Annotated in this window: 22 protein-coding genes; 12 read left to right on the forward strand and 10 right to left on the reverse strand. The window is 50.4% G+C overall.

The window, feature by feature from the left end:
* Positions 1 to 45: 45 nt before the first annotated feature.
* The gene (locus GS601_RS13380) at positions 46 to 777 is read right to left on the reverse strand and encodes an alpha/beta fold hydrolase (protein WP_162423785.1); all 732 of its coding nucleotides are present in this window, start codon (positions 775 to 777) and stop codon (positions 46 to 48) included.
* 83 nt (positions 778 to 860) lie between these two features.
* A complete protein-coding gene (gene fldA / locus GS601_RS13385) occupies positions 861 to 1,373 on the reverse strand; it encodes a flavodoxin FldA (protein ID WP_162423786.1) in 513 nt (170 codons plus the stop codon).
* 28 nt (positions 1,374 to 1,401) lie between these two features.
* Here fldA and GS601_RS13390 point away from each other — a divergent pair, with 28 nt between their 5' ends.
* Entirely contained in the window at positions 1,402 to 1,560 is a 159-nt protein-coding gene (locus GS601_RS13390) for a hypothetical protein (protein WP_162423787.1), read from the forward strand.
* 443 nt (positions 1,561 to 2,003) lie between these two features.
* Here GS601_RS13390 and tkt read toward each other — a convergent pair whose 3' ends face one another.
* The 3 genes from tkt to acpP form a co-directional block, all read right to left on the reverse strand.
* Entirely contained in the window at positions 2,004 to 4,013 is a 2,010-nt protein-coding gene (gene tkt / locus GS601_RS13395) for a transketolase (RefSeq protein WP_162423788.1), read from the reverse strand.
* 229 nt (positions 4,014 to 4,242) lie between these two features.
* On the reverse strand, positions 4,243 to 5,496 hold the full coding sequence (gene fabF / locus GS601_RS13400; protein WP_162423789.1) for a beta-ketoacyl-ACP synthase II: 1,254 nt from the start codon (positions 5,494 to 5,496) through the stop codon (positions 4,243 to 4,245).
* 128 nt (positions 5,497 to 5,624) lie between these two features.
* On the reverse strand, positions 5,625 to 5,876 hold the full coding sequence (acpP, locus tag GS601_RS13405; protein WP_162423790.1) for an acyl carrier protein: 252 nt from the start codon (positions 5,874 to 5,876) through the stop codon (positions 5,625 to 5,627).
* 473 nt (positions 5,877 to 6,349) lie between these two features.
* On the opposite strand from acpP, the gene GS601_RS13410 reads away from it, so the two are divergent.
* Positions 6,350 to 7,252, forward strand: coding sequence for a CoB--CoM heterodisulfide reductase iron-sulfur subunit B family protein (locus GS601_RS13410; RefSeq protein ID WP_162423791.1), 903 nt, complete (start codon positions 6,350 to 6,352; stop codon positions 7,250 to 7,252).
* A gap of 374 nt (positions 7,253 to 7,626) precedes the next feature.
* Here the strand turns inward: GS601_RS13410 and dnaN are convergent, their stop codons facing one another.
* Together dnaN and dnaA are read right to left on the reverse strand one after the other, a co-directional pair.
* The gene (gene dnaN / locus GS601_RS13415; protein WP_162423792.1) at positions 7,627 to 8,769 is read right to left on the reverse strand and encodes a DNA polymerase III subunit beta; all 1,143 of its coding nucleotides are present in this window, start codon (positions 8,767 to 8,769) and stop codon (positions 7,627 to 7,629) included.
* A gap of 505 nt (positions 8,770 to 9,274) precedes the next feature.
* Entirely contained in the window at positions 9,275 to 10,675 is a 1,401-nt protein-coding gene (dnaA, locus tag GS601_RS13420; RefSeq protein ID WP_338017036.1) for a chromosomal replication initiator protein DnaA, read from the reverse strand.
* 233 nt (positions 10,676 to 10,908) lie between these two features.
* Here dnaA and GS601_RS13425 point away from each other — a divergent pair, with 233 nt between their 5' ends.
* The 10 genes from GS601_RS13425 (at position 10,909) to GS601_RS13470 (ending at position 22,480) form a co-directional block, all read left to right on the forward strand.
* Positions 10,909 to 13,587 (forward strand): DEAD/DEAH box helicase, encoded by a 2,679-nt coding sequence (locus GS601_RS13425; RefSeq protein WP_162423793.1) that lies wholly within the window; start codon positions 10,909 to 10,911, stop codon positions 13,585 to 13,587.
* A gap of 110 nt (positions 13,588 to 13,697) precedes the next feature.
* Complete coding sequence (locus tag GS601_RS13430) at positions 13,698 to 15,023, forward strand: four-carbon acid sugar kinase family protein (RefSeq protein ID WP_162423794.1); 1,326 nt, start codon at positions 13,698 to 13,700, stop codon at positions 15,021 to 15,023.
* Positions 15,024 to 15,042: 19 nt separating this feature from the next.
* The gene (locus GS601_RS13435) at positions 15,043 to 15,933 is read left to right on the forward strand and encodes a 2-hydroxy-3-oxopropionate reductase (RefSeq protein WP_162423795.1); all 891 of its coding nucleotides are present in this window, start codon (positions 15,043 to 15,045) and stop codon (positions 15,931 to 15,933) included.
* A 68-nt stretch (positions 15,934 to 16,001) separates the two neighbouring features.
* The gene (locus GS601_RS13440) at positions 16,002 to 16,727 is read left to right on the forward strand and encodes a DUF1995 family protein (protein WP_162423796.1); all 726 of its coding nucleotides are present in this window, start codon (positions 16,002 to 16,004) and stop codon (positions 16,725 to 16,727) included.
* A 161-nt stretch (positions 16,728 to 16,888) separates the two neighbouring features.
* A complete protein-coding gene (locus tag GS601_RS13445) occupies positions 16,889 to 17,644 on the forward strand; it encodes a metallophosphoesterase (protein WP_162423797.1) in 756 nt (251 codons plus the stop codon).
* A 262-nt stretch (positions 17,645 to 17,906) separates the two neighbouring features.
* Complete coding sequence (gene ispE, locus GS601_RS13450; protein WP_162423798.1) at positions 17,907 to 18,848, forward strand: 4-(cytidine 5'-diphospho)-2-C-methyl-D-erythritol kinase; 942 nt, start codon at positions 17,907 to 17,909, stop codon at positions 18,846 to 18,848.
* Between the two features lie 64 nt (positions 18,849 to 18,912).
* The gene (locus tag GS601_RS13455; RefSeq protein ID WP_162423799.1) at positions 18,913 to 19,227 is read left to right on the forward strand and encodes a DUF3082 domain-containing protein; all 315 of its coding nucleotides are present in this window, start codon (positions 18,913 to 18,915) and stop codon (positions 19,225 to 19,227) included.
* Positions 19,228 to 20,167: 940 nt separating this feature from the next.
* Positions 20,168 to 20,758 (forward strand): protoporphyrinogen oxidase HemJ, encoded by a 591-nt coding sequence (hemJ, locus tag GS601_RS13460; RefSeq protein ID WP_162423800.1) that lies wholly within the window; start codon positions 20,168 to 20,170, stop codon positions 20,756 to 20,758.
* 362 nt (positions 20,759 to 21,120) lie between these two features.
* Complete coding sequence (gene tatC / locus GS601_RS13465; protein ID WP_162423801.1) at positions 21,121 to 21,939, forward strand: twin-arginine translocase subunit TatC; 819 nt, start codon at positions 21,121 to 21,123, stop codon at positions 21,937 to 21,939.
* 169 nt (positions 21,940 to 22,108) lie between these two features.
* Positions 22,109 to 22,480: a response regulator transcription factor gene (locus GS601_RS13470; RefSeq protein WP_162423802.1), complete on the forward strand. Its 372-nt coding sequence runs from the start codon at positions 22,109 to 22,111 to the stop codon at positions 22,478 to 22,480.
* Here GS601_RS13470 and GS601_RS13475 read toward each other — a convergent pair.
* The 3 genes from GS601_RS13475 to GS601_RS13485 form a co-directional block, all read right to left on the reverse strand.
* The gene (locus GS601_RS13475; RefSeq protein ID WP_162423803.1) at positions 22,477 to 22,905 is read right to left on the reverse strand and encodes an NUDIX hydrolase; all 429 of its coding nucleotides are present in this window, start codon (positions 22,903 to 22,905) and stop codon (positions 22,477 to 22,479) included. The two genes, GS601_RS13470 and GS601_RS13475, sit on opposite strands and share 4 nt — an antisense overlap.
* A gap of 145 nt (positions 22,906 to 23,050) precedes the next feature.
* Positions 23,051 to 23,509 (reverse strand): DUF3531 family protein, encoded by a 459-nt coding sequence (locus GS601_RS13480; protein ID WP_162423804.1) that lies wholly within the window; start codon positions 23,507 to 23,509, stop codon positions 23,051 to 23,053.
* A gap of 138 nt (positions 23,510 to 23,647) precedes the next feature.
* A complete protein-coding gene (locus GS601_RS13485; RefSeq protein WP_162423805.1) occupies positions 23,648 to 24,922 on the reverse strand; it encodes a valine--pyruvate transaminase in 1,275 nt (424 codons plus the stop codon).
* Positions 24,923 to 24,969: the final 47 nt, after the last annotated feature.

Here is a 24,969-nt window from a genome sequence, read left to right on the forward strand (position 1 = left end):
GCAAGATAAAGGTAATGCCAACGCCAAGCTTTACGAATGCTGTGTCTAGCGATTGAGTTGCAGCAGAGATTTTCGGGCCGACTGAAATTGCCAAAATTCTAGAATCTGTTCGCCGACCAGTTGGGGATGAAAATAGTGAAAAAAATGATAGCCATCTAAACATTGCCACTGCCGATCTTCGGGCTTAAACCATGCCTCCCAATCTGCCAGTGCCGCCGGATCAACGATCGGATCGGTTTTACTCCCACACACGAGCAAAGGCATTGCAACGCCGCCTTGAGGCAATCGACCTACCTTAAACAATGAATGGAGGCTAGGAGCGTTTTCTAAATCTGCGCGCAGGGCGGTGATAATATCCTTCACCGAGTAAGGCAGCTTTCGCCCAAACAAGCTGATCATCATTTGTCCTAAAACCTGAGTTTGGCTACAGGGCAAAAGTTGACGCTGCACATAATAATGGGCTTGCCACGTAACAGCAGGCTGCGCTGCCACCGAGAGCAGCGTCAATGACTTGACTTGTTCGGGATATCGACGACTGTAGAGCAACGCAATGATGCCGCTAATTCCATGACCTATGAGGTGAACCGGATCATGATGCTGAAGATAGTCGTGGAGAAGTGCGATCGCAGTATCCACCGATCCGCCTTCGTCTTGGGTTTGGCAATACTCCCACTGAGCAAGTTTGGTTTGCCCCGCTAAATATCCCATCAGCGGATGGTCAAATGCTTTCAGACTCCGACTCGCGCTAATCCACAGAGCCTCTATTGAACCAGTCATGCAATCTCCTTTCTTGGGTTGACCTTGTTTAATCAATCTGGTGTCATGGTGGGCCGATACGTTGAGCTACATAGGAATGTTGTCTATAGCCCAAATTCGGGCTTGAGTTGCGCCACCCAGGTTGTAATGCGATCGCTCGTTAGATCGGATTGATTGTCTTCATCGAGCGCCAAGCCCACAAACTTGCCATTTTTCAGCGCTTTCGACTCGCTATGCTCATAGCCATCTGTAGACCACATGCCAACCGTTTGCCCCCCTAGCTCCGAAATTTTTTCTTCCAAAATACCCATCGCATCTTGGAAATTGTCGGCATAGCCAATTTGATCGCCTGCCCCAAAATACGCGACTTTTTTACCGGTAAATTCGATCGCGTCAAGCTCATCAAAAAAGCCGTCCCAATCTGCCTGTAGCTCTCCAACATTCCAGGTTGGGCAACCAATGATCAGGAAATCGTAGTCTGCAAAATCATCGGGATCTGCGCTGGCAATGTCATAAAGGGCGACAACCTCTTCGCCTCCAAATTCTTTTTGGATCTCTTCCGCTATGGTTTGGGTGTTGCCGGTCTGGGTTCCCCAAAACAAACCAATCTTAGCCATTTTGGCTCCTTCTGAAACAGTGTGGTTTATGAGTGTGGTTTACGCTTGCGATCGCCAGTCCAGAGTGACTGGGTTGGCGTTTACTGGGTCGGTTGCACAGGTGTGCAAAGCACCCATTGCCAAAGTCATTAATTTTGAGTCAGGCTCTAACGCTTCAAACAAAAGGCTTGGCGGTGAGCACGATTAAACTATTGACTATCTTTATCAACAAGCTCAACAGAAATCTTAGCACTCTTATCAGAAGTTAGTCCTATCAATTCTAGGTAAACTAATGTAAACAAAATGAGATGAGGTATGGAGTAGTTATCTGTATACCAGTTTGAGTAATGGTTCCATCGATTTTCCTCGTGTCTACTGATTCTGATGAAGACCTAAAGTTGAGATATGGTCGCAATAAATTCTGTTGTGGCGTACAATTTTGATGTTTAATCCTCTCAAGCGTTCTTGAAAAGCTGTGCTGTGCTGATGCGGCTTCTGCTAAATGGCAGGGCAAAAGACGCATCAGCCTTTTTCTATCTATGCTTTCTAACTGTGTCTTCTTACTGGTCTTCTTACTGATCTGCTGAAAAAGCAACAGAAAAAAGCTCCCAGATTTCCGGGAGCCTTCTTAATCACTCAAAGAGCCTTGTCTTATTTGCCCATGACTTTTTTGGCTTCAGCTACCACGTTATCCACGGTATAACCAAATTTCTCCATCGCCACGCCGCCCGGAGCCGATACACCAAAACGCTCGATGCTGATCATCGCACCATCGTTGCCCATGTATTTGTGCCAACCAAAGCTAGACGCCGCCTCCACCACCAAGCGCTTTTGGTCTGCTTTCGGGAAAATCGTATTTTTGTACGCTTCGTCTTGTTCCTCAAACAGTTCCCAACACGGCATCGACACAACGCGCACCTTGTGACCCTCCGCGCGGAGTTTTTCTGCTGCCGAAACGCAGAGGCTAACCTCGCTGCCAGTCCCAACTAAAATAATGTCGGGGAGGTCGTCGCTGCCAGAGAGAATGTATGCGCCCCGTGCTACTGCATCGATCGAGCTTCCGTCGAGTTGGGGAAGCGCTTGACGAGTCATTGCCAACAAGGAAGGCTGATGACGCCGCTCTACCGCGATTTTGTACGCCCCAGAGGTCTCATTTCCATCGGCAGGGCGGAAAACTAACAGGTTCGGAATGGCCCGCAAAGAGGCGATCGTTTCTACCGGTTGGTGGGTAGGCCCATCTTCCCCAAGCGCGATCGAGTCGTGGGTCATGATATAAATCACGCCTGCTTGAGACAGCGCCGACAGGCGAATCGCGGCTCTCATATAATCTGCAAACACTAAGAACGTGGCGCAGTAAGGAATCAAGCCAGACTTGTCGAGGGCGATGCCATTACAGATGGCTCCCATACCGTGTTCACGGACGCCAAAGCGGAGGTTGCGCCCGTCGTAGCTGCCTTTTTGGAAATCACCGTAGCCCTTTAGAAGGGTCAAGTTAGAGTGAGTCAGGTCAGCCGAACCGCCAATTAATTCAGGAAGCGATTGCGCGATCGCATTGAGGGTCTTCTCAGAGGTTTGACGAGTTGCCAACGCCTTATCTCCCGGCGCATACTGCGGCAACGACTTCTCCCAACCGTCAGGCAGTTTGCCGCTCACCCTCCGCTCAAATTCGGCGGCTTCTGAGGCGTACTTCGACTTGTAGGCAGCAAAGGCTTCATTCCATTCGGATTCATACTTTGCACCGCGATCAACTGCTTTACGCCAGTGACTCAGCGCATCTTCAGGCACAACAAACGGCTCGTAGTCCCAGCCCAAGTTCTTACGGGTTGCCTCTACTTCATCGCCACCCAGAGCAGCACCATGAACGCCGCCCGTGTTTGCTTTGTTGGGTGAGCCATATCCGATTGTGGTGCGGACTTTGAGCAAAGATGGCTTGTCAGTAACGCTCTTGGCAACTTCGATCGCCTTCTGAATTGCGTCTAAATCCGTGTCCCCGTTAGGCACTTCTTGAACGTGCCACCCGTAGGCTTCAAAGCGCTTACCCACATCTTCGGTAAAGGAAACCGCCGTGTCGCCATCGATGGAAATGTGGTTGTCGTCGTAGAGCGCGATCAGTTTGCCTAGCCCCAAGTGACCTGCCAGCGAGCACGCTTCTCCCGAAACGCCTTCCATGTTGCAGCCGTCGCCCAAAATTACGTAGGTATAGTGATCGACGATCGTCGCATCGGGCTTGTTAAACGTTGCAGCCAAGTGAGCTTCTGACATGGCCAAGCCTACCCCGTTACAAATCCCCTGACCGAGCGGCCCTGTTGTGACTTCAATGCCAGGGGTTTCAAAGTTCTCTGGGTGCCCAGGAGTTTTAGACCCCCACTGCCGAAACTGCTTGATGTCGTCTAGCGATACGCTGTCAAAGCCTGCCAGATACATTAGGGCGTACTGAAGCATCGAGCCGTGACCTGCCGACAAGACGAAGCGATCGCGGTTAAACCAGCTCGGATTTTTGGGATTGACCCGCAGGAACTTGTCCCACAGCACAAACGACATCGGAGCCGCACCCATCGGCAAACCGGGGTGTCCAGACTTGGCTTTTTCCACCGCATCGATCGCCAGAAAGCGAATCGAATTAATACAAAGTTCTTCGAGTGATTGGGCTGCAACGACCATGATTCTTTATTAAGTAATGAACGACGGTTAGCGGGAGAATTCGGAATGTGGACTTGGACGATGGACTCATCGCGAACTGCAAACTACAAACCGCAGGTTAGCTTCATTATGACGTGCGGTAGGCAAAAATACCTAATCAGAAAAAACTATCAAAGGCTGAGAATAGATTACAGCCTCTTAACCCTTTTTTGCTCTTCATCATCTTAGGAAAGAGTGGGCACTTTCGCTGCTATTTGACAAATTTTCTAAATGCCAAGGTCACGTTATGTCCACCAAACCCAAAAGAGTTAGAGAGCGCAACCTCTACTTTAAGGGCGCGGCTTTCATTTGGAACGTAGTCTAGGTCGCATTCGGGATCAGCTTCTACAAAGTTGATCGTCGGAGGGACGCGATCGCGGGCGATGGCTAGCACCGTTGCCACTCCCTCAATGCCCCCTGAACCGCCCAGCAAATGCCCAGTCATCGATTTAGTTGAACTCACGGCGATCTTGTAAGCATGGTCACCCAACGACGTTTTAATCGCTGCTGTCTCGTTGGGATCATTCACCGGTGTACTGGTGCCATGAGCATTGACATAGCTAATCTGCTCAGCCGTCAGCCCCCCATCTTTCATGGCTAACTGCATGGCTCTAGCGGCTTGCACCCCGCCCGGCAGTTGACCCGTCATGTGAAAGGCATCGCAGGTAACGCCATAACCCACGATTTCTGCATAAATCTTTGCACCGCGAGCTAGAGCGTGCTCCATTTCTTCGAGTAAAAGAATCCCAGAGCCTTCACCCAACACAAAGCCATCGCGATCTTTATCAAACGGGCGACTGGCATGAGCCGGGTCGTCATTGCGGAACGACAGCGCTCGACATGCCGCAAACCCAGCCACCGATAGAGGTGTAACTGCCGCTTCCGTGCCGCCACAAATCATCGCCTGAGCGTAGCCAAGCTGAATCCACCGAAAGGCATCCCCGATCGCATTTGATCCGGCCGCACACGCCGTCACCGAACAGGAATTTGGGCCTTTTGCCCCAGTGTGAATTGCCGTTAGACCGGCTGCCATATTAGCGATCATCATCGGGATCATAAACGGGCTACAGCGATCAGGTCCTTTGGTGAGGTTGACTTCCTGCTGCTCTTCTAGCACCTTCAAGCCACCAATTCCGGTTCCAATCAAAACGCCAACCTGTTCGGCATTCAAATCATTGATTGTGAATTGAGCGTCTTCTAGGGCTTGCTTACTGGCAGCTACGGCAAGTTGGGCAAAGCGATCCATCCGCTTTGCATCTTTGCGATCGAGGTAAGCATGGGGGTCAAACCCTTTGATTTCTGCCGCAAAGCGGCAATCGTGGCGCGAGGCATCGAACAGCGTAATTGGCGCGACGCCGTTCCGCCCGCTCATCAGCCCATCCCAGTAGTCAGCCAGCGTATTGCCAATCGGTGTGATCGCACCAAGCCCCGTGACAACGACGCGCATATTCACAGAATTTGTCATGATTTCAACTCGGAGGGGGTCTACACCCAAAACAGTGAGGTTAGTCGAGGGCTGGAGGCGATCGGGGCGAGACGCGTTACAGGTCGCTTTTTCAAGGCGTTGTGCCTCGACCCCTGATCGCTCATGGGCTAAGCAGAAGCAGCGACCTTGTTGCTAATGTAGTCAACCGCCGATTGAACGGTCGCAATTTCTTCAGCCGCCTCATCGGGAATTTCAATATCAAACTCTTCTTCTAACGCCATGACGAGTTCAACGGTGTCTAAAGAGTCTGCGCCCAAATCGTTCGCAAAGTTGGCTTCAGGAACAACTTTTCCAGACTCAACACCGAGTTGATCCGTCACAATTTTTTTTACTTTGTCAAAAATTTCAGTCTCGCTCATAGGTTCCTCAACTGGTTGCAGCAGCGATAAAGTTCGCTATATCTAGGTCTCACGCCTGCGATCGCGGCGATTGCAACGTTTGATAAGCATTGCATCTATTTCCGCGATTTTGAGCATTCCTTCATCTTATCGGAAAGCGTCATCAGGATAAAAGACGCCTTTGGTAACGCTGCGATCGGGCACCCCTTCAGGGAGGAGAAAGTCTGAACGGTGACGATCACCTGGGCTTTAAGTTTTGAAGGGCAGATATAATCTTTGGGTCAAACGGTGAAGAAACTATAAGTAGATTTAGAGAATTGTGCCTAGTCTTATTCACGATAATAATAGATCAGCCAATTTAGATTAATATCAGGTGCGAGGTTCTGTGAAGAACTAGTGGTTGTAGGGCTTTCATGGCTGCTTGCACAGCGTGTTAAACCCCTTTCTGGTGTCAGCATTATCGCAAGGCGTTCCCCATCCTTCATTTTTTGGTCATGTCCTCTAGAACACTAAAGTACGCTTATTTTCCCGGTTGTGTGGCTCAGGGTGCTTGTCGAGAGCTAGATCAGTCCACCAAAGCCCTGACGCGATCGCTAGGCATCGACCTGATCGAACTCAAAAAAGCCTCGTGTTGCGGCTCTGGCACCTTCAAAGAAGATTCTCAGTTGCTTGAAGACGCGGTGAATGCGCGTAATATTGCTTTAGCTGAAGAATTAAATCTGCCGTTGCTCACTCATTGCAGCACCTGCCAAGGCGTTATCGGGCAGGTCGATGAGCGGCTCAAGGCGTCCCAAACCGACAACCCTGCTTATGTTGAGCATGTGAATGGTTTCCTCAAGCAAGAAGGGTGCTCGCCTTATCGCGGCAGCACGGATGTCAAACATCTGCTCTGGGCGTTGGTCGCCGATTATGGGCTAGAGGAGATTGCTCGAAAGGTGACTCGTAAGTTGTCCGGTTTAAAGTGCGCAGCGTTTTATGGCTGCTATTTGCTGCGCGGACAAGCCCATCCCTACGATGACCCGTTTAACCCAACGTCGATGGAAAACCTGTTTGAAGCGGTGGGTGCAACGCCAGTGATCTATCGTGGGCGCACCCAGTGTTGTGGATGGCCGCTTTCTAGCTATGCCACCGAGCAGTCTTTTAAGTTGGCAGGGATGCATATTCAAGATGCGATCGCGGCAGGAGCAGATTGCATGGTCACGCCTTGCCCATTATGTCATCTGAATTTAGATTCTCGCCAACCCGAAGTCGAAAAAGTAGTCGAGCAAACCCTTGGCTTGCCTGTTCTACATTTGCCTCAGTTGGTCGCCCTCGCGTTGGGCATCAGCCCACAAAACTTAGGACTCGATCGCCACATTGTTTCAACCCGTCCTGTGCTAGAGAAATTAGGATTCTAGAATTAGCGGCTCTGCCGGGATGACATTCAATTCGCTTCCTTGATTCAGCCTTGGTACAGGGATTGATGCGCTGTATAGCGTTCTCTCCAGCACGGTTTGCATTTTTGTGCAAGGCTCTAATACCAAATTAATCTGTAAATGCTACAGACCTGCAACCTCCCCCAACCCCTCTTTAGTCAGGAGGGGAGCCGGAAAGTCCTTCCTGACCCAGGGGGGATGCCGTAGGCAAGGGGGTCGAGGATCTGTCGCAGTAGAAAAATCAATTTGGTATAACCGTTGGAAGCATACCTTTTCCGAACGCGATCGAAAGCATCAGCATTCCATCACACAAAAATTATGCTTCCAGTGGCATTTCATTGATAGACACAAGATCATCAGGATCTTACTTGGACAGGCATCACTAGGTAGGTCATTTTTAACGAGCCAATGGGGGATAGCACCGCAGGGCTAGTCGGTGTGTTTAACTGGATTTGAACCTCGGTTGTATTAATGGCTTTCAAGCCATCCATGAGATAACGAACGTTGAAGGCAATATCGATGCTGTCTCCCGTAATTTGGGCAGGCATTGATTCGCGACCGCTCCCTACATCTTGGGCATCTACTGCTAGCGTCACCTGCTGAGAGGTTTGATCCAACGTCATTTTGACAATATTATTTTTCTGGTCTGCTAGCACTGAGATGCGTTCTAAAGAACTCAGAAGTAGCCGTCGATCGAGGCTAACCTGATGGGCAAACTGCCGGGGAACGAGTTGGCGATAGTTGGGATACTGACCTTCGAGCAGCCGGCTGGTAATACGTTGATCTGTCCACTCAAAGACGACTTGCCCTTGATCAAACTGCACATCTACCGAGTTGCTGCCTTGTCGATCGAGCATCTTCATCAACTCTTGCAGGGCTTTTGCTGGAACAGTAACATCAAAGCTGCTCTGGGTTTTAGCACCCGGTGCGTCGTCTTGATCGACCGTTTGAACAACCGCAAGACGATGACCATCTGTGGCTGCAAATTCCAAACCATCTGCCTGAACGCTGACATGCACACCGGTCAACACTTGTTTTGTTTCATCGGCACTAGCGGCAAACAGAGACCCGCGCAGACCGTCGATCAGGGCTTCTGCTGAAAGCTGAGTTCTTTCTCCATCTTCAATCGTTGGCAATTCTGGGAACTCTTCTGCGCCCATGCCCCGTACCTGATATTGCCCAGAAGCGCAGGTCAGGTGGGTCAGATAGTGATTGTCTGAGCCACTGTCTAGGGTGATGTCTCCTTCTGGCAACCGCGAAACAATATCGCTGAGCAACTTTGCTGGAAGGGTGAGCGCGCCACCTTCTTCAACCTGAGCCGGAAAGCTTGTCTGAATGCCAAGGCTCAAATCAAATGCGCTGAGCTTAATCTGCTGGGTTTCTGCGTCGGCACTGAGCAAGACGTTTGCCAAAACAGGATGGGTAGGGCGCGAAGCAACAGCGCGCCCCACGAGCGATAAATGGGCATTGAGATGGTTTTGAGCGCAAACCAGTTTCATGGCAGTAAGGGGGAATGAAAGATGGGTGTTGAGGAGGCTGTGGAAAACTACAGTTTTAAAAAGCAGACGCTAGATAGAGAGTTGAATAAAAACTAAAAACTACATGTGGCGTAAACGAAATCTTGCTTGAAGATAGTAGCACTCCTTTGGCGATCGTTTCACGAAAGTTTGACAGGCATTGGGTGGCAAGAGCGGAGAAAGGTGCGATCGCACGGTCTGTGGAAAATGTGAAAAACTCCTGAAATCGTTATCTCTAAAGGCTTTAGGACAGAGCACACCTGTGGAAAACCCGTGGAAAACCTCAATAAAGGTTCCCCATAACTTAAATTTTCCACCGATGCAACCGAGTTTTCGACAGGTTTCCCACAAAGTTTTCCACAAAAAAGCAGAAGTTTTCCACAGATCTGCGGTTGGTCATTTAATACTATAAAAATAAATAATGTTATTTCTAGATCTAATAACTGTAACTAAAGATAATACGACCCCTGGTTAGTGGTTTTTTGAATTATTTGCGTGCTTGGCTAGCGAGATTGATGCGATCGCTCAACTGCCTCAAGGTTTGCGCCATATTCGGATCGTTTTCCTTCAAATCCTTCATCTTCTCGCAGCTATACAGCACGGTTGTATGATCCTTGCCGCCAAACACCTCACCAATCTTCGGCAAGCTCAAATCTGTGTGTTGGCGCATCAAATACATGCCGATTTGCCGAGCCACACTGATCTCCCGCCGACGAGAACTGCCTTTTAAGTCCTCCGCCGACACGCCAAGCGCCTCCACCACTGACGAAATGACTGCCTCTGGAGACGCTTCTACCTTTTCTACGGGTGGATTGAGAACCGGCGCAATGTTTTCAACGGTCATCGGCAACCCCGCGATCGAGATATAGGCAACGGCTCGAATCAGTGCTCCTTCAAGCTCTCGAATATTCGAGACGTAGCTCGACGCAATGTATTCAACTACCTCCCGCGGCAGGCGCATATTTTCGTACTCAGCTTTCTTTTGCAAAATTGCCATCCGCGTTTCTAGATCCGGCGGCTGAATATCGGCAATCAAGCCCATGGAGAAGCGAGAGCAGAGCCGTTCTTGCAAGCGGGGAATCTGATTAGGTGGACGATCGGACGCAAGCACCACCTGCCGCCCGGCTTCGTGCAAGGTGTTGAAGGTATGAAAAAACTCTTCTTGCGTATACTCTTTGCCCTCGATAAATTGAATGTCATCCACCAATAACACATCCGCCGCTCGGTAATGGTCTCGAAAGCTTTGCAGGTTGTCTTTGCGGATGGCGGTGATCAGATCGTTGGTAAACTTTTCGGTTGACACATAAAAAATATTGGCAGTCGAGCAAATTTCTTGACGGTAGTGCCCGATCGCTTGCATCAAATGGGTTTTGCCCAACCCGACTCCCCCACATAAAAACAGCGGATTAAACTCTCTCCCCGGCGACTCTGCCACTGCCAATGATGCCGCATGAGCCATCCGATTGTTCGGTCCAACGACCAAGCGAGAAAACACATACTTGGAGTTGAGATCAGAATTGGTGGCTTGCGGGGCTAACGGCTCCGAGGGCGCAGAATCGATAGTGAAGGGATAAAACAGTTCTGCGTCGTCGCTGCCGATGCCGTCTGCTCCAGGAACAAACTTGATCTGAATCTCAACCGGATGTCCCAAAATATCATGGACGACCTCAACGATCGTTGGCATATAGTACTTTTGCAGCCAATTTTTAGCAAACGGATTCGCCGTTCTCAATACCAGAGCGGTGTCGGTCAATTCTTCCGGAGTCGAGGTTTTGATCCACGCCTCAAACGTGGGGCGGCTCAGCTTGAGTTGGAGACGCTCGAGAACCTGAGACCAGAATGTATCGATCGCGATTTCCACGGCAAACCTCGGCGCACCAGTTTTCACAGAGATTAAAGCATAGACCAATTTACTGTATTTCGCTGGGAGAAAATGAGATTTGCAAAACTCCTCAATGAGGCATAGCCAGGATGGGTTTGACCCTGCGTTTGACCCTGCGTTTGACCCTGCGTTGCCTTGAGAGTTTAATGTTTTGGAGCCAGAATTTAAGGAATCGAGCTAGGATCAGGGCGTAGAATTCCTGTAATATCCCTTAACTCCGTCCTTACGCTTGCATTGTTGTGAATACTGTCCCCTCTGCTCGGCTCGATCTCCAAGCGATTTTCCCTTTTGAGTTAGACGAGTTTCAACTCCAAGCGATCGCGGCACTAGAAGCCGAAAAATCGGTAGTGGTGTGTGCCCCAACCGGGTCAGGCAAAACGCTGATCGGAGAATATGCCATTCACCGCGCCTTGGCAGGAGAAAAACGGGTTTTTTACACCACGCCGCTTAAAGCGCTGTCTAATCAAAAACTTCGAGATTTTCGAGAGGAGTTTGGAGCCGAAAATGTGGGGCTGTTAACCGGCGATACGTCAGTCAATCGGGAGGCTCCGATCGTGGTGATGACGACGGAGATCTTTCGGAACATGCTCTACGGTACGCCCATCGGCGAAGTGGGAACCTCTCTGACGGGTGTTGAAGCCGTGGTGCTAGACGAATGTCACTATATGAACGATCGCCAGCGCGGAACAGTGTGGGAAGAGTCGATCATCTACTGCCCACCAGATGTCCAGCTTGTAGCGCTCTCGGCGACGGTTGCCAACAGCGATCAGCTAACGGATTGGATTGGTCAAGTTCACGGAGCGACCGAATTAATCTACTCAGATTTTCGCCCTGTGCCCCTGCACTTTTCGTTCTGCAACCCCAAGGGGCTGTTTCCCCTGCTAGATGACAGCGGGAAACGCATCAATCCTAGACTGAAGCCAAAGCGCAGCCAATATCGCCCGAAGGGAGCCAATCAGCGCGGCGCACCTCGCCCCGAAGCGCCCACTATTGCCTTTACCTTGAGCCAACTGCGGGCAAAAGACATGCTGCCTGCGATTTACTTTATTTTTAGCCGCCGTGGGTGCGACAAAGCAGTAGAAGATTTGGGCGACCTTTCGTTGGTCAATGCGGCAGAAGCGGCGCGGCTCAAATCGCGCATTGATGCCTTCCTCGATCGCAACCCCGAAGCCGGACGAGCGCGGCAAATCGAACCCCTCTATCGAGGCATTGCGGCACACCATGCGGGTATTCTCCCGGCGTGGAAGGGCTTGGTTGAAGAACTATTTCAAGAGGGGCTGATTAAAGTTGTCTTCGCGACGGAAACCTTGGCCGCAGGCATCAACATGCCCGCGCGAACCACGGTGATTTCTAGCTTATCCAAACGCACAGACGCCGGACATCGGTTGCTAAATCCCTCGGAATTTCTCCAGATGGCAGGGCGTGCTGGGCGGCGCGGCATGGATGACCAGGGCTATGTGGTGACGCTGCAAACGCCGTTTGAGGGGGCAAAAGAAGCTGCCTACCTTGCCACTTCCCAAGCCGATCCCCTGGTGAGCCAGTTTACGCCGAGCTATGGCATGGTGCTAAATTTGCTGCAAACGCACACTATTGAGCAAGCAAAAGAGCTAATTGAGCGGAGTTTTGGGCAGTATCTATCGACGTTGTATCTGCGTCCCCAGCAGGAAGAACTCGATCGCTGCAAAAGCGAACTGGCGCAGCAAAAAGCCGCGATCGCAGCGGTTGATTGGAAGCTCCTCAACCAATACGAGAAACTGCAAGAACGGCTTAAAGAAGAAAAGCGACTGCTCAAAACCTTGCAAAGTCAAGCCGACGATATGCAGGCATCAGAGCGTGCGATCGCGCTATCGTTTGCCGTTGCCGGAACGCTGCTCACCCTGAAAGGCGATGCCGTTCGCTTGCCGGATCGGCTCCCGGCAGTGCTGGTGACTAAGGTGCAGGGGGCAGGGCAGTTTCCCTATTTAGTCTGTTTAGGAAAAAACAATCGCTGGTATGTGATGAGCGTGGGAGATGTGGCTCAGATTCATGGAGATGTGCCTCGCCTGGCTCAAGTTGATGCGATCGCGCCGCCGCCCTCGCTGATCCTCAAACCCGGACAGACAAATCGTGGAGACGAGGAAAGTGCCGCGATCGTTGCCCAAATTGCTGATGTGCCTGGGCTGCTAAACTCTGCGCCTGAAGTTTATGCCCAAGAGCAGCGCACCAAAGCAGTCTTGGCTCAGATGGAAGCTCATCCTGTCAATAGCTGGGGCGATCGCGCTCAAATTCTCAAACGTCAACGGCGGATTCAAGGGTTGCAGGCAGAGGTGCAAGATCGCCAAACCAAGCTCGGACGCCAATCTCAGCGCCATTGGGAAGAATTTCTAGCGCTGCTCGATATTTTGCAAAGCTTTGGTTGTCTCGATGACTTGAGACCCACTGCCCTCGGTCAAGCCACGGCTGCCATTCGCGGGGACAATGAGCTTTGGCTAGGCTTGTCGCTCATGTCGGGCGAACTTGACCACCTTGATCCTCATCATCTTGCTACTGCCTGTGCTGCTCTCGTCACCGAAGTTTCGCGCCCCGATAGCTGGACTCATTACGACACCTCTGAAACTGTTCTCCAGGCTTTAGGAGAATTACGGGGAATCCGGCGGCAGTTATTCCAGGTTCAACGGCGGCATCAAGTTGCTCTACCCGTTTGGCTAGAAGACGAACTGATCGGGCTGATCGAGCAGTGGGCACTGGGCGTCGATTGGCTAGAACTGTGCAGCAATACCAGTCTCGACGAAGGCGATGTTGTCCGCATTTTGCGCCGCACCCTAGATTTTCTGTCTCAAATTCCTCACGTTCCTCACATTTCAGAGATTCTCAGATCAAATGCCAACCGCGCCATTCAACTGCTCGATCGCTTTCCGGTCAACGAAGTGGTGGAGTGAGCTAGCCTCAGGTGCCGCCCGATCTAGACAAGTCATCGACTCTCGGAGCGTCTTGCTAGAAGATGAGAAGGATAAACGTTCTACACTGTTTTTCTTCCTCATCGCTATACATGAATACTCGTCCCAAAATTATTGTTTTAGATGATGACCCCACCGGCTCGCAGACGGTGCATAGCTGTTTGCTGTTGATGCAGTGGGATGTGGAGACCTTGCGAATCGGCTTGGCTGACACCGCCCCCATCTTTTTTGTGTTGACCAACACGCGATCGCTCTCTCCCGAAAAAGCAGCCAGCGTCACGCGAGAGGTGTGCCAGAATCTTAAAGCCGCGATCGCGCTAGAAAAAATTCAGGATTTTCTCGTGGTCAGCCGCTCGGATTCAACGCTGCGGGGGCACTATCCTATCGAAACCGATGTGATTGCTGAAGAACTGGGCGGATTTGATGCTCATTTTTTAGTTCCTGCCTTTTTTGAAGGCGGACGCACCACCCGCGAGAGTGTGCATTATTTAAAGGTAAACGGAGTCGATACGCCGGTTCACCAAACCGAGTTTGCACGAGATTCGGTGTTTGGTTACAGCACCAGCTATATGCCAGATTACGTTGAGGAAAAAACCGGCGGTAAAATCCGGGCGGATCACGTCGAGCGGTTGCGGCTAGCCGACCTGCGATCGGGCGTGCAAGATCGCTTAGTCCATCTCCGCAATAATCAATGCTGTGTCGTTGATGCCGAGACCCAAGCGGATCTCGATCGCTTCGCCACCGATATTTTGGCAACCGCATCTCAAGGAAAACGATTTTTATTTCGCAGTGCGGCAAGCTTGCTCACATCGCTGGCACACTTGGGCGCTCAGCCGATCGCCCCAGAAGCCATGGCGCAGTACGTTCGAGGCGGCAAGCCCGGCGCGGTGATCATCGGTTCTCATGTCAAAAAAACGACTGAGCAACTCTCTAAATTGTTAGAAGCCCCTGGAACGGTGGGGGTTGAAATTGAGGTGTCTCGGCTGCTAGATCTCTCTAGCGATCCCCACGATGCCTTGCTTGCCGATGCCACTCAGCGCGCTTGTCAAATTCACGAGTCTGGAAAAACGCCCATCATTTTCACCAGCCGCCAAGAACTCACCTTTAGCGATGTGCAAACTCGCTTAGCGTTTGGCGAAGCCGTCTCTACGCTCCTCATGGATAGTCTGCGCCAGCTTCCAACTGACATCGGCTTTCTGATTAGCAAAGGGGGCATTACCTCCAACGACACGCTAAGTCAAGGGCTAGCGCTGAGAACCGCCAAACTTTTAGGACAAGTGCTTGCCGGAGTGTCCATGGTCAAAACGCCTGCTGATCACCCTCAATTTCCCGATCTGCCCGTTGTCTTATTTCCCGGTAATGTTGGGGATGAAATGGCTCTGGCTACCGTTTACCAACGGCTTAGCACGTCTACTTAATTTTTTATAGAGCTTATTTATGGAACGCATTGGCTTCATTGGTCTCGGCATCATGGGCAAACCCATGACCCAAAATTTGCTCAGGGCGGGGCATTCCGTAGTGGTGTTTAATCGCAGCCCCGGCGCGATCGCAGCGTTGGTTTCAGAAGGTGCGATCGCACTCTCTTCGCCCAAACAGGTAGCGCAACACGCCGATGTTGTGATCACCTGCCTGCCCGACTCTGCGGATGTCGAAGCGGTTGTGTTGGGCGATGATGGCGTGATCGAGGGGGCACGCGCCGGCATGATGGTGATCGATATGTCTACGATCGCGCCTACGACTGCTAGAAAACTCTACGACACCCTAAGCGAAAATGGAATCCAAGCGTTGGATGCGCCGGTTTCGGGCGGAGAAATTGGGGCGCAACAAGGCACACTGTCGATCATGGTAGGCGGCGACGATGCGGCGTTTCAGCGTGCCTTGCCAATTTTGCAAGCGATGGGCAGCAATATTGTTCACATCGGGGTCGCCGGAGCCGGGCAGGTGACCAAAGCCTGTAACCAAATTGTGGTAGCGCTCACCGTTCAGGCGGTTGCCGAGGCGCTCACCTTGGCGAAAAAGTCGGGAGTGGATGGGGCGAAGGTTCGAGAGGCGTTGTTAGGCGGTTTTGCCCAAAGCCGGGTGTTAGAGGTGCACGGCAAGCGCATGTTAGAAGGCAAGTTTAACCCTGGATTCACGCTCGATCTGCATCGCAAAGATATGAACATCGTTTTGCAAACAGGGCGCGATGTCAATCTTCCGCTGTTGGGCAGCAGCCAAGTGACGAGCCTGATGAATGCCCTGATTGCCCAGGGGAAAGGCGGACTCGATAACGCGGCATTGGTGAGTTTGTATGAGATGCTGGGCGGTCTTGATGCCAATGAGCGCTAGGATCGTAAGACTGCCACACTCTTTTCTCAGGATCTCTCGCTCCGGTTGCCGTTTAAACTTCTTCTACCATGTCTGAACTGCCAATCACGTTAGATGATGCGATCGCACAAGCACAAACTGCCACCCAAGCTGCCCTCAAGGCAGGCTACACCCGCTTACAGGTCGAGCTTGCCTTCCCCGAACTCAAACCGATGCCCATAGCTGAAACCTTTCTAACGTCGTTTCACGAGTGGGGAGCGGGGCTAAAAGTCTTCTTTACTGATGCCGGAACAGCCGCCCTTGCCAAGCGAGATTGGGGCGACGTGCCCTTTCAGATCGGCAGTCTAGATGTCGCTGGATCGCGGCAAACCACTCCTGCCGAAGCCCAAGTGAGTCCAGACGATCGGCTGCTGATTTTTGTCGCGCCGAGTGCGGTCGAAGTGAATCCAGTTGAGCAAATCTGTGAAGTCGCAGGCGATTGCCCGATCATTTTGCTTAATCCCCGCCTCGAAGATGTTGCGATCGTGGGCATCGGCTACGCAGGGCGGCAGCTTCGACAGCGCTTTTTAGAGACCATCGAGCCGTGCTATTACCTCCGTCCTTTGGATGATACGTCTGCACTCCTGCGCTGCTATCCGTCTCCGTGGCAGGTATGGTATGCCACCGATGGAGTCTATCACCTCATTGCCGAAGAAGACGACCGACCCGATGCTGAACGGCTCGATCAGATTTTCGCCTCGGTGCTAGGGGATCAAATGCCGAAGCCAAATTTGTTTGCTGGGTTACAACAGTTTCTACGGGCTTTAGGTAGATGAAGTTATCACCGAGATCTGGTGAATTCTCCCATGTCATTTGCGTGTTCTCAAGGTACAAAGGGCATAATTGTTGCAAATACCAGCCCAATGTTGTATCTCAAGATGCAGGGGGCGGTGTAGCATAAAAGCCTCTGTTTCGAGTTTTGGAGACCCACGATCGCATGAGCCATTCTGTCCCCCGTCGTATTGTAATTGGTGATATACATGGGCACTACGAGGGGTTGATGTCCTTGCTTGATGCGATCGCACCCGACGCAGACGATCAGGTTTATTGTCTGGGTGACTTGATCGATCGCGGCCCGCAGAGCGCTCAGGTGGTAGAGTTTGTTAAAAACAGTCCCTATCAGTCGTTGATGGGCAATCACGAGTATCTGCTGCTTGATGCCTTTCCCAATGGGCAAGTGTTTACCCCTGCGCTTCAAGCCTGGTTACAAAGTGGTGGGCGTTCTACGATCGCAAGCTACAGCGATACGAGCCTTTTACAAGAACACATTGAGTGGATTCGCACCTTACCGACTCATCTAGATCTAGGTGATATTTGGCTGGTTCATGCGGGTGTGCATCCAGACTTGCCTCTCTGCCATCAAAGCCACCAAGAGTTTTGCTGGATTCGAGATGAATTTCATGCGATCGCTCAGCCCTACTTTCATAACAAACTGATCATCACCGGACACACCATCACATTTACCTTTCCGGGCGTGATACCGGGTGCGATCGCCCAGGGACAGGGCTGGCTTGGCATTGACACGGGGGCTTATCATCCTAAAAGCGGCTGGCTGACTGGGTTAGATGTCACCAACGGCAAAGTCTATCAAGCTAATGTTTACACCAACGCGGTGAGAACGCTCCTCCTCGAAGAAGCCACTACCCAAATTAATCTGCACCGTTTGGGTCGCCGCCAAGCCTTGTCGTTGTGAAAGCAACGCTGGCGCTAGATATTGCAAAAGAAGATGCCGCAAAAGATTTGGTAAGCAAGCCGGGGGTTAACAGCCTGTGGAAGCAACTACTCACTCGGTAGCCCTTGAGATGATTGTGGCTCTCCTCATCGCTAACCTTTGTATTTTGAGATAGCAGGGCTGAGGGGTCGTCATAAAAGCCCAAAACTCCTTGAGGTGGCGGCGAAGAAGTGCAAGACATAACTTGATTTATGATGAGTGAATCAAATGTGTAGAGAGTTTCATGCGTTCTTACTGCCTCATCGCTCCCGCAAAAATTAATCTTTACCTGCAAATTTTAGGAAACCGCCCCGATGGGTTTCATGAACTTGTCATGGTGCTCCAGAGTATTGATTTGGCTGATGTTGTCACCTTGCGATCGCGCTCAACCGACGACATTCGAGTGGCATGCGATGATCCCAACGTCCCGGCTGATCCGACAAATCTGGCCTACCGCGCTGCCGATCTGATGGTGCGCCAGTTTCCCGACTATCATGCTAGATTTGGTGGAATTGACATTGATCTGCAAAAGCGCATCCCCGTAGGAGCCGGATTGGCAGGCGGCTCAACCGACGCGGCGGCGGTGCTTGTGGGGATCAACCTAATGTGGCATCTTGGGCTGACCCAAGGAGAACTACAAGATTTTGCAGCGATGCTAGGGTCTGACATTCCGTTTTGCATTAGTGGTGGCACTGCCTTAGCAACGTGTCGCGGCGAAAAACTTGATCCGTTGCCCGATCTCACCGATCTGCATGTCGTGCTAGCAAAGTATCGCGATCTGCCTATTTCCACCCCTTGGGCCTACAAAACCTATCGACAGAACTTTGGCGATACCTACCCCACCACGCCCGCAGCATGGGACGCTTGCAAGCAAAAAGCGGGAGGAATGCTAAGCGCGATCGCGCACCACGACACCCAGCAAATTGTTAGCCACCTCCACAACGATTTAGAACGAGTCGTGCTGCCGGAATATCCTAAAGTGCAGCAATTGCGTGACGAGTTTCAAACGCTAGAGATTCTCGGTACGATGATGTCGGGGTCAGGCTCGACGGTGTTTGCCTTGGTTGAGTCGCTGGCGCAAGCAGAACAGGTGAAAGCGCAGATGAGACGCGCGCTCCCCGATCCTGACCTCGATTTTTGGGTGACTAAATTTTGTCAATCTGGCGTTCGGTTAGCCAGCAGGTAGTGGTTTGTCAACGTTGATCATCTACGGGTCTGCTTTAGTTTGTTAACATTCTTTTACTGGATATATGGCTGACACACCTCCCCCCATTTCCACGATGCCCAGCCCAGCGCGCTGCTTGATTGGGGCATTGATTGCCGCCGCGATCGCGTTTGGCGCTTATAGTCTGATGAATGCGATCGCGCTATCGTTTGCCTCGAAACCGATTCACTCAACCAACATTACCGTAGTAAATATTACGATCGCTGTCCGCACTTTGGTAGTTGGAATCATGGCGCTGGCAACGGGAGTGACAAGCCTTGCATCTCTTGGGCTGTTTGGGTTGGGTATTCAAACGTTGTTGGGCAGTTTGTTTGGCAAATCAAGCGACCCCAGCAGTTAATAGCTCAAAATGAGAATCGCCGAAAAGACGCGTCATCAGTAGAATAGTTGTGCGATTTTGGGATACGATAGAAGACCGATTCTGCCTAGCAAACGCTGCATGGGCGCGAGTTAAATTCAAAGACTGCCTTGCGAAGCCTATAATTTTGCCAAAGTGATCAGGTTCTAGGCTGAAATCCTACGCCACGTTTTCGCGGTTTTTCCACAGAAAAATTGAGTTTTCCACAAGCAGCAAGGTGAAAGTCTTGAAATTTAGAGATCTTGTGGAAAACCTTTTTACGCAGTGCTTATTATCGAAAAAAATATAGATTTTTATGATGAAGATTAGGTTCAAATGCTGATTCTTGCGTCACTGCCTCCGTAAAAAGCATCTAGCGATCGCGCCTTTAAACATTAGTTTAAACCTTGACAAGTTTTTCTTTTGGCGGCACTATTAAGCGGCATAGCGATTGCAAAACCATCCTCAAAAAATCACATCAATAGGCTGAAATCATTACAAATGGTAGCTTTTAGCCGATTGGGAAAGATGCACGCGCTTCATCTGCCAGATTGCTGAAGGGCAGTCTATTATTTTAATGTTTTCCACAGGCTATTGTGCCGTTCGCCATGCCATCAGAAGGCAGCTACTAACCTGGCAATATTTGATCTAGCCTCCAAACCGCTCTCACCCTAGACCGCTTCCCAGGGAGAGGGGAAAAATTCTCGCGCCGCGATCGCTAAGCCAGAGTCGCACGGATCTTGGCGCACTATTCATTAAACGGTCTGCTTATTAAACGGTCTGCCTGACCCATTTTTGCTAAAAATTACGCCTGTTCACTAGAAATTACACTACAAATTACAAACGATAACCAACTTTGCCGAGCTTTGTCCGAAAATAGAGAAAGCGCGATCACAGTAGTGCGATCGCAACAGACTCGACCTTTACACCTCACCCATCTTCTATGGCTTACCTTTGGTTCAAGGCGTTTCATATTGTTGGCATTGTCTGCTGGTTTGCTGGCATGTTTTATCTGCCTCGGCTGTTTGTCTACCATGCCGAAGCCCATGAGCAACCCGAACCTGCTCGCAGCATTCTGAAAAACCAGTACCAAATTATGGAAAAACGCCTCTACAGCATCATCATGACGCCTGCGATGATTTTGACGCTGGTGATGGCAGGTGGGCTGGTGTCTACCGAGCCAGAGGTGCTAAAGCAGCCGTGGCTTCAGATTAAGCTTGCCTGCGTTGCCCTGCTGCTGGTTTACCATCACGCTTGTGCGCGGATCATGAAACAGTTTGCCCAAGACAGATGCAAGATGACCGGGCAGCAGTTTCGGTGGTTTAACGAATTTCCCACGGTGTTTTTCGTGGTTGTTGTGATGTTGGCAGTGTTTAAAAATACTCTGCCGACGAGTGCCACAGCGTGGGGCATCTTCGCAATGGTGATTGCTATGGCGGCATTTATTCAGCTTTATGCCCGCAAGCGGCGGTTAGCGAAACAAGCACTGGCGACCGAGACGCTCTCTAAATCTGGGTCAGAAGTAAGCGCTTGATAGGAATAAACTCTGAGAAATTACTCAGCTTTGCCGAGGTCGTGCGTACTGGATGGGGTGCGATCGCACCTTTTTGGCTTGTTCTCTAGTTAGGGAAAGTGAACTGGATTGTGACGCCAGCAGCCGATTTAAAAAGTAAAACCCTAGCCGAAGCCAGGGTTAATAATCAGGGTGCATCTACCACTCCATTGTTCTCGATGTTAGAAAATTATCCGGAATAAATTAAATATTGCAAATCGAATTGTGCTTCGAGATTCTGAGTTTCCTGGTTGTTTGAGGGTCTGATTTGCGATCGGACAACCGCCGCTAAAAGACCGTCCCCGATACAATAAGAACAGCCCTCTGGATAAGATTGGTTGACTATGACCGTACCCTCCGAGCTAGAGACAACGCCAACGCCCGACCTTGCGCCAGATAGACCGCAGGAATTGGATCGCCCTGCCACAGACGCGATCTCAGACGAGCCGATCGAGGATCAAATCAATGACGTGGAAATGTCGCTGTTTGACCATTTAGAAGAATTGCGGCAGCGCATTTTCTATTCTCTACTTGCGATCGCGGTGTGCATTATTGGCTGCTTTAGCTTTGTTAAACCAATCGTGCTGTTCCTCGAAGTTCCTGCCCAGGGCATTAAGTTTCTTCAGCTTGCACCCGGAGAATATTTTTTCGTCTCCATCAAGGTTGCAGGCTATAGCGGTTTAATTTTGGCTGCGCCGTTTATTTTGTATCAAATCATTGCCTTTATCACACCAGGGCTGACGCGCAAAGAAAAACGCTTTCTAGCGCCTGTTATCTTAGGCTCTAGCGTTCTGTTTCTAGTAGGCTTGGCGTTTTCATACATCGCACTGATTCCAGCAGCGTTAAACTTTTTTATCGCTTATGGTGCAGATGTTGTTGACCAAGCTTGGTCGATCGATCGTTATTTTGAATTCATTTTACTGTTGATGTTTGGAACCGGACTCACGTTTCAGGTTCCAGTGGTTCAGGCGTTGCTTGGCTTTTTGGGCATCTTTTCCTCAAAGCAAATGTTAGCCGCCTGGAAGTATGTTTTGTTAGGCGCGGCTGTGGTGGGCGCAGTCATCACTCCTTCGACCGATCCATTAACGCAAAGTTTACTGGGTGGGGCTATTTTGGTGCTTTATTTTAGTGGCATTGGGTTGGTGAAATTGTTAGGACGCTAAGCCGAGTTTGCAAGGAAATTACCTCAGTCTTCACAACCAGCCTTCACAAAAATAGCCAAAGTCTTTACGCCTCCTAAACAACGACCGGATAAAGCCGCCTAGCCTCTGTATACCTAAATGAATTGTGTATCTAAATGAACCAGGATCGGTCTAGGACTGCGAGGCATCTATGAACTCAGTGTTGATTGTCGATGATAGCAAAATGGTGCGGGAGATGATTTCCGACCAACTGCGCCAAATTGGTTTTGAAGTTACGGTTGCGGCGGATGGAGTAGATGCGATCGCACAGATCGAAACCCATCCCCCCGATCTAGTCATCACAGATATCATCATGCCTCGGATGAATGGCTATGAGTTGTGTCGCTGGATTAAGAGTGATCCAAAAACAAACCAGATTCCGGTGATGATGTGTTCTGTCAAGGCGGAAGAGTTCGATCGCTATTGGGGAATTAAACAGGGCGCAGATGCCTACGTCACAAAGCCCTGCCCGCCGGACGAGATGATGGATGCCATTTACGTGTTGCTCAAGCGTCATCCTTAGAGCAGATATGCGAGGCAATCTTCGGGCACTAAGCGAAGGGCATTAGATTTGAGTTGATCAATGTCAACCCAGCGAGCGAGGCACTGATTGTCTCCTTCGATAAACGTAAATGGCTGATTTTGATAGAAATAAGAATCCACAAAATCGCATTGATAAAGCTGAACCAATTCGTGCCCAGGCTCACCCATGAACGTAAACAGGTTTTCGAGACAGGCTAAATATCGAATGTTGGTTAATTCTGCCTGAAGTTCTTCTTGAAATTCTCGCTGGAGAGCGGCTTGGCAGGTTTCACCAAATTCCACACCGCCACCCAAGGCACGGTAGAAGGTTTCCTGTTTTACGGCATCGAAGCCTTCTGATAAGAACAGCCGATCGTGATGGACAATCAAACCCAACACGATCACCCGAATTGTTTTTGTCTTCATAAATTCACCAGAATCCGATCGGTTCAAACACTATAATTTATGATTCAACAATTAATTTATAATTCAATAATTAATCTATGATTCAACAGTTTATGGTTCAAAAAATCGCGATTCAAGGAGAGTTTTGCTGTGCCCAACACCGCGCCTAATTGAGTTGATTATCCGTCACAAAATCTGGATTGCTGCTGCCCGGAACCCGCCAATCTTCGTTTTCGCCGCCAACGATAATTTGCTCGATCGTGACGAAATCTTTGCTGAGTTGCTTGAGCGAATTAATCAACACATCTAGCGCGATCGCATCGCTTGTGCCCAAGTCAAACCAGCATCTTGCCCAGTTGCCCTCATACTCAAAATCGCCCATGTTGTGCATGACTGACATCATTGCATCTTCGGCCGTATCTTCGTCGTAGAGCATGTAGCTTAGATCAAGCCCAGTGTCTTGCACCTGCAAATTTTCAGCATTGAAGCCGCCCAGTTTGCCCAGAAAAAACCAAGAGCTAAATAGCTCTTCAACGTACTGTTTCTCCATTTCAGACGGAACTGTGACAAACTCAATCCACATCCAGATGTTAAACGCATCAAACTCTCGAAATTGAACTTGCATAAGTTAAAGGTAGAACGATCGTGTTTTTGGCTGAATGACTTCGACCTGCCCTCACTCCTGCTCTGCCGACGGAACAGAGTAAGAGCGGGATTGGCTCTTCGCTCAGGATTAGGGGCAATCCCTCTTCTAGCCTAGCGTTTATCCGTTGCCGTTCATCGTTTCGGTGTAGACCTGAGCTAAGCGCTGCATTGCCGTCTGCAATTCCTCATCCGTTCCCGTGAGGCTAATTCGCAGACACTGCCGTTTGTGTTCCCATGCTTCATGCAGCCCAGGAAAGAACGTGCTGCCCGGAACAACAATGACACCAACTTTTTTCAGCGCCTGATAAAATTCCCAATCTGCGATCGGCAGATCGTTGAGCCACAGCCACGCAAAAATAGCCCCTTCGCCGCGATGCAAAAACCAGGGAAGATCCATTGGCATAAATCGGCTGAGGGTTTCTTCAACCACGGCGATCTTCTGCTGATAAAACGGTCGGATGACATCGAGCGAGATCGCACCCAATGCCCCAGATCGGATCGCCCGAGCCGCGATCGCTTGCCCATACCTCGGTGAATGAATGCACAAATTTGTTTGAAACGCTTCCAAAATCTCGATAATACTTGCAGCCCCGATCGCAATGCCAATGCGTTCTCCAGGCAATCCCGCTTTCGATAGGCTCATACAGTGCAGCACATTGTCTCCAAACGTCGGAGTCATATCTGTAAAGTTAAGCGATGGATAAGGCGGCGCGTAGGCAGAATCAATTAGCACTGGAACATCATACTTTGCAGCTAACGTTGTAAGTTTACTGACTTCATCATCTGTAAGCACGTTGCCCGTTGGATTGCAAGGACGGGAAAAGATGACACATCCGGTGGTCTCATCAATGTTCACCAAACTAAAATCAGGACGATACTTAAAGCGATGCGAAGCGTAGTCAATATCTAATTCTGGTTTGTAGGCGACCAGCGCTTCAGGAGTCAAGGTTACGCCTCCATAGCCGGTGTAGTCTGGACTCAAGGGCAAAACGATTTTACGCAAATTGCCGTCTGACGTATAGCCCCCAAAGGCATTTGCCGCGAGAAAGTAAAGACTTTGGCTCCCCGGCGTGACCAAAATGTTGCGCTCTGTCAACCTTAGCCCGTAGCGCCGATTAAAATCCTGTACTACTGCATCAATGAGCGGCTGATAGCCTTGACTTGCGCCATAGCGACAGACCACTTCGCTATATTCGGCACTGGCTAACAGATCACCCGTGCAGTCGCGCCAAAGTTGCTCAACCTCTGGCAAAATTACCGGATTGCCAGCACTGAGGTTAATAAAATTCTGTCCTTCCCCGGATCTCAAGGTTTCGATGATATCTTTCATGATCGCCCGCACCCCAGATAGACGGGACATTTCGACTCCAAGTTGGCTCAGGGCAGGCTTCATAAGGGCAGCTTTGCTATCGTGATTTTTTACTACCGTGGTTTTCTACT

Source organism: Myxacorys almedinensis A (genome assembly GCF_010091945.1).
Taxonomy (GTDB): domain Bacteria; phylum Cyanobacteriota; class Cyanobacteriia; order Leptolyngbyales; family Leptolyngbyaceae; genus Myxacorys; species Myxacorys almedinensis.

Bases quoted from the DNA above. Each gene is read 5' to 3' on its own strand.
- GS601_RS13380 (WP_162423785.1), bottom strand. From the start codon at position 777: ATGACTGGTTCAATAGAGGCTCTGTGGATTAGCGCGAGTCGGAGTCTG.
- fldA (WP_162423786.1), bottom strand. From the start codon at position 1,373: ATGGCTAAGATTGGTTTGTTTTGGGGAACCCAGACCGGCAACACCCAA.
- GS601_RS13390 (WP_162423787.1), top strand. From the start codon at position 1,402: ATGAGTGTGGTTTACGCTTGCGATCGCCAGTCCAGAGTGACTGGGTTG.
- tkt (WP_162423788.1), bottom strand. From the start codon at position 4,013: ATGGTCGTTGCAGCCCAATCACTCGAAGAACTTTGTATTAATTCGATT.
- fabF (WP_162423789.1), bottom strand. From the start codon at position 5,496: ATGACAAATTCTGTGAATATGCGCGTCGTTGTCACGGGGCTTGGTGCG.
- acpP (WP_162423790.1), bottom strand. From the start codon at position 5,876: ATGAGCGAGACTGAAATTTTTGACAAAGTAAAAAAAATTGTGACGGAT.
- GS601_RS13410 (WP_162423791.1), top strand. From the start codon at position 6,350: ATGTCCTCTAGAACACTAAAGTACGCTTATTTTCCCGGTTGTGTGGCT.
- dnaN (WP_162423792.1), bottom strand. From the start codon at position 8,769: ATGAAACTGGTTTGCGCTCAAAACCATCTCAATGCCCATTTATCGCTC.
- GS601_RS13430 (WP_162423794.1), top strand. From the start codon at position 13,698: ATGAATACTCGTCCCAAAATTATTGTTTTAGATGATGACCCCACCGGC.
- GS601_RS13435 (WP_162423795.1), top strand. From the start codon at position 15,043: ATGGAACGCATTGGCTTCATTGGTCTCGGCATCATGGGCAAACCCATG.
- GS601_RS13440 (WP_162423796.1), top strand. From the start codon at position 16,002: ATGTCTGAACTGCCAATCACGTTAGATGATGCGATCGCACAAGCACAA.
- GS601_RS13445 (WP_162423797.1), top strand. From the start codon at position 16,889: ATGAGCCATTCTGTCCCCCGTCGTATTGTAATTGGTGATATACATGGG.
- ispE (WP_162423798.1), top strand. From the start codon at position 17,907: ATGCGTTCTTACTGCCTCATCGCTCCCGCAAAAATTAATCTTTACCTG.
- GS601_RS13455 (WP_162423799.1), top strand. From the start codon at position 18,913: ATGGCTGACACACCTCCCCCCATTTCCACGATGCCCAGCCCAGCGCGC.
- hemJ (WP_162423800.1), top strand. From the start codon at position 20,168: ATGGCTTACCTTTGGTTCAAGGCGTTTCATATTGTTGGCATTGTCTGC.
- tatC (WP_162423801.1), top strand. From the start codon at position 21,121: ATGACCGTACCCTCCGAGCTAGAGACAACGCCAACGCCCGACCTTGCG.
- GS601_RS13470 (WP_162423802.1), top strand. From the start codon at position 22,109: ATGAACTCAGTGTTGATTGTCGATGATAGCAAAATGGTGCGGGAGATG.
- GS601_RS13475 (WP_162423803.1), bottom strand. From the start codon at position 22,905: ATGAAGACAAAAACAATTCGGGTGATCGTGTTGGGTTTGATTGTCCAT.
- GS601_RS13480 (WP_162423804.1), bottom strand. From the start codon at position 23,509: ATGCAAGTTCAATTTCGAGAGTTTGATGCGTTTAACATCTGGATGTGG.
- GS601_RS13485 (WP_162423805.1), bottom strand. From the start codon at position 24,922: ATGAAGCCTGCCCTGAGCCAACTTGGAGTCGAAATGTCCCGTCTATCT.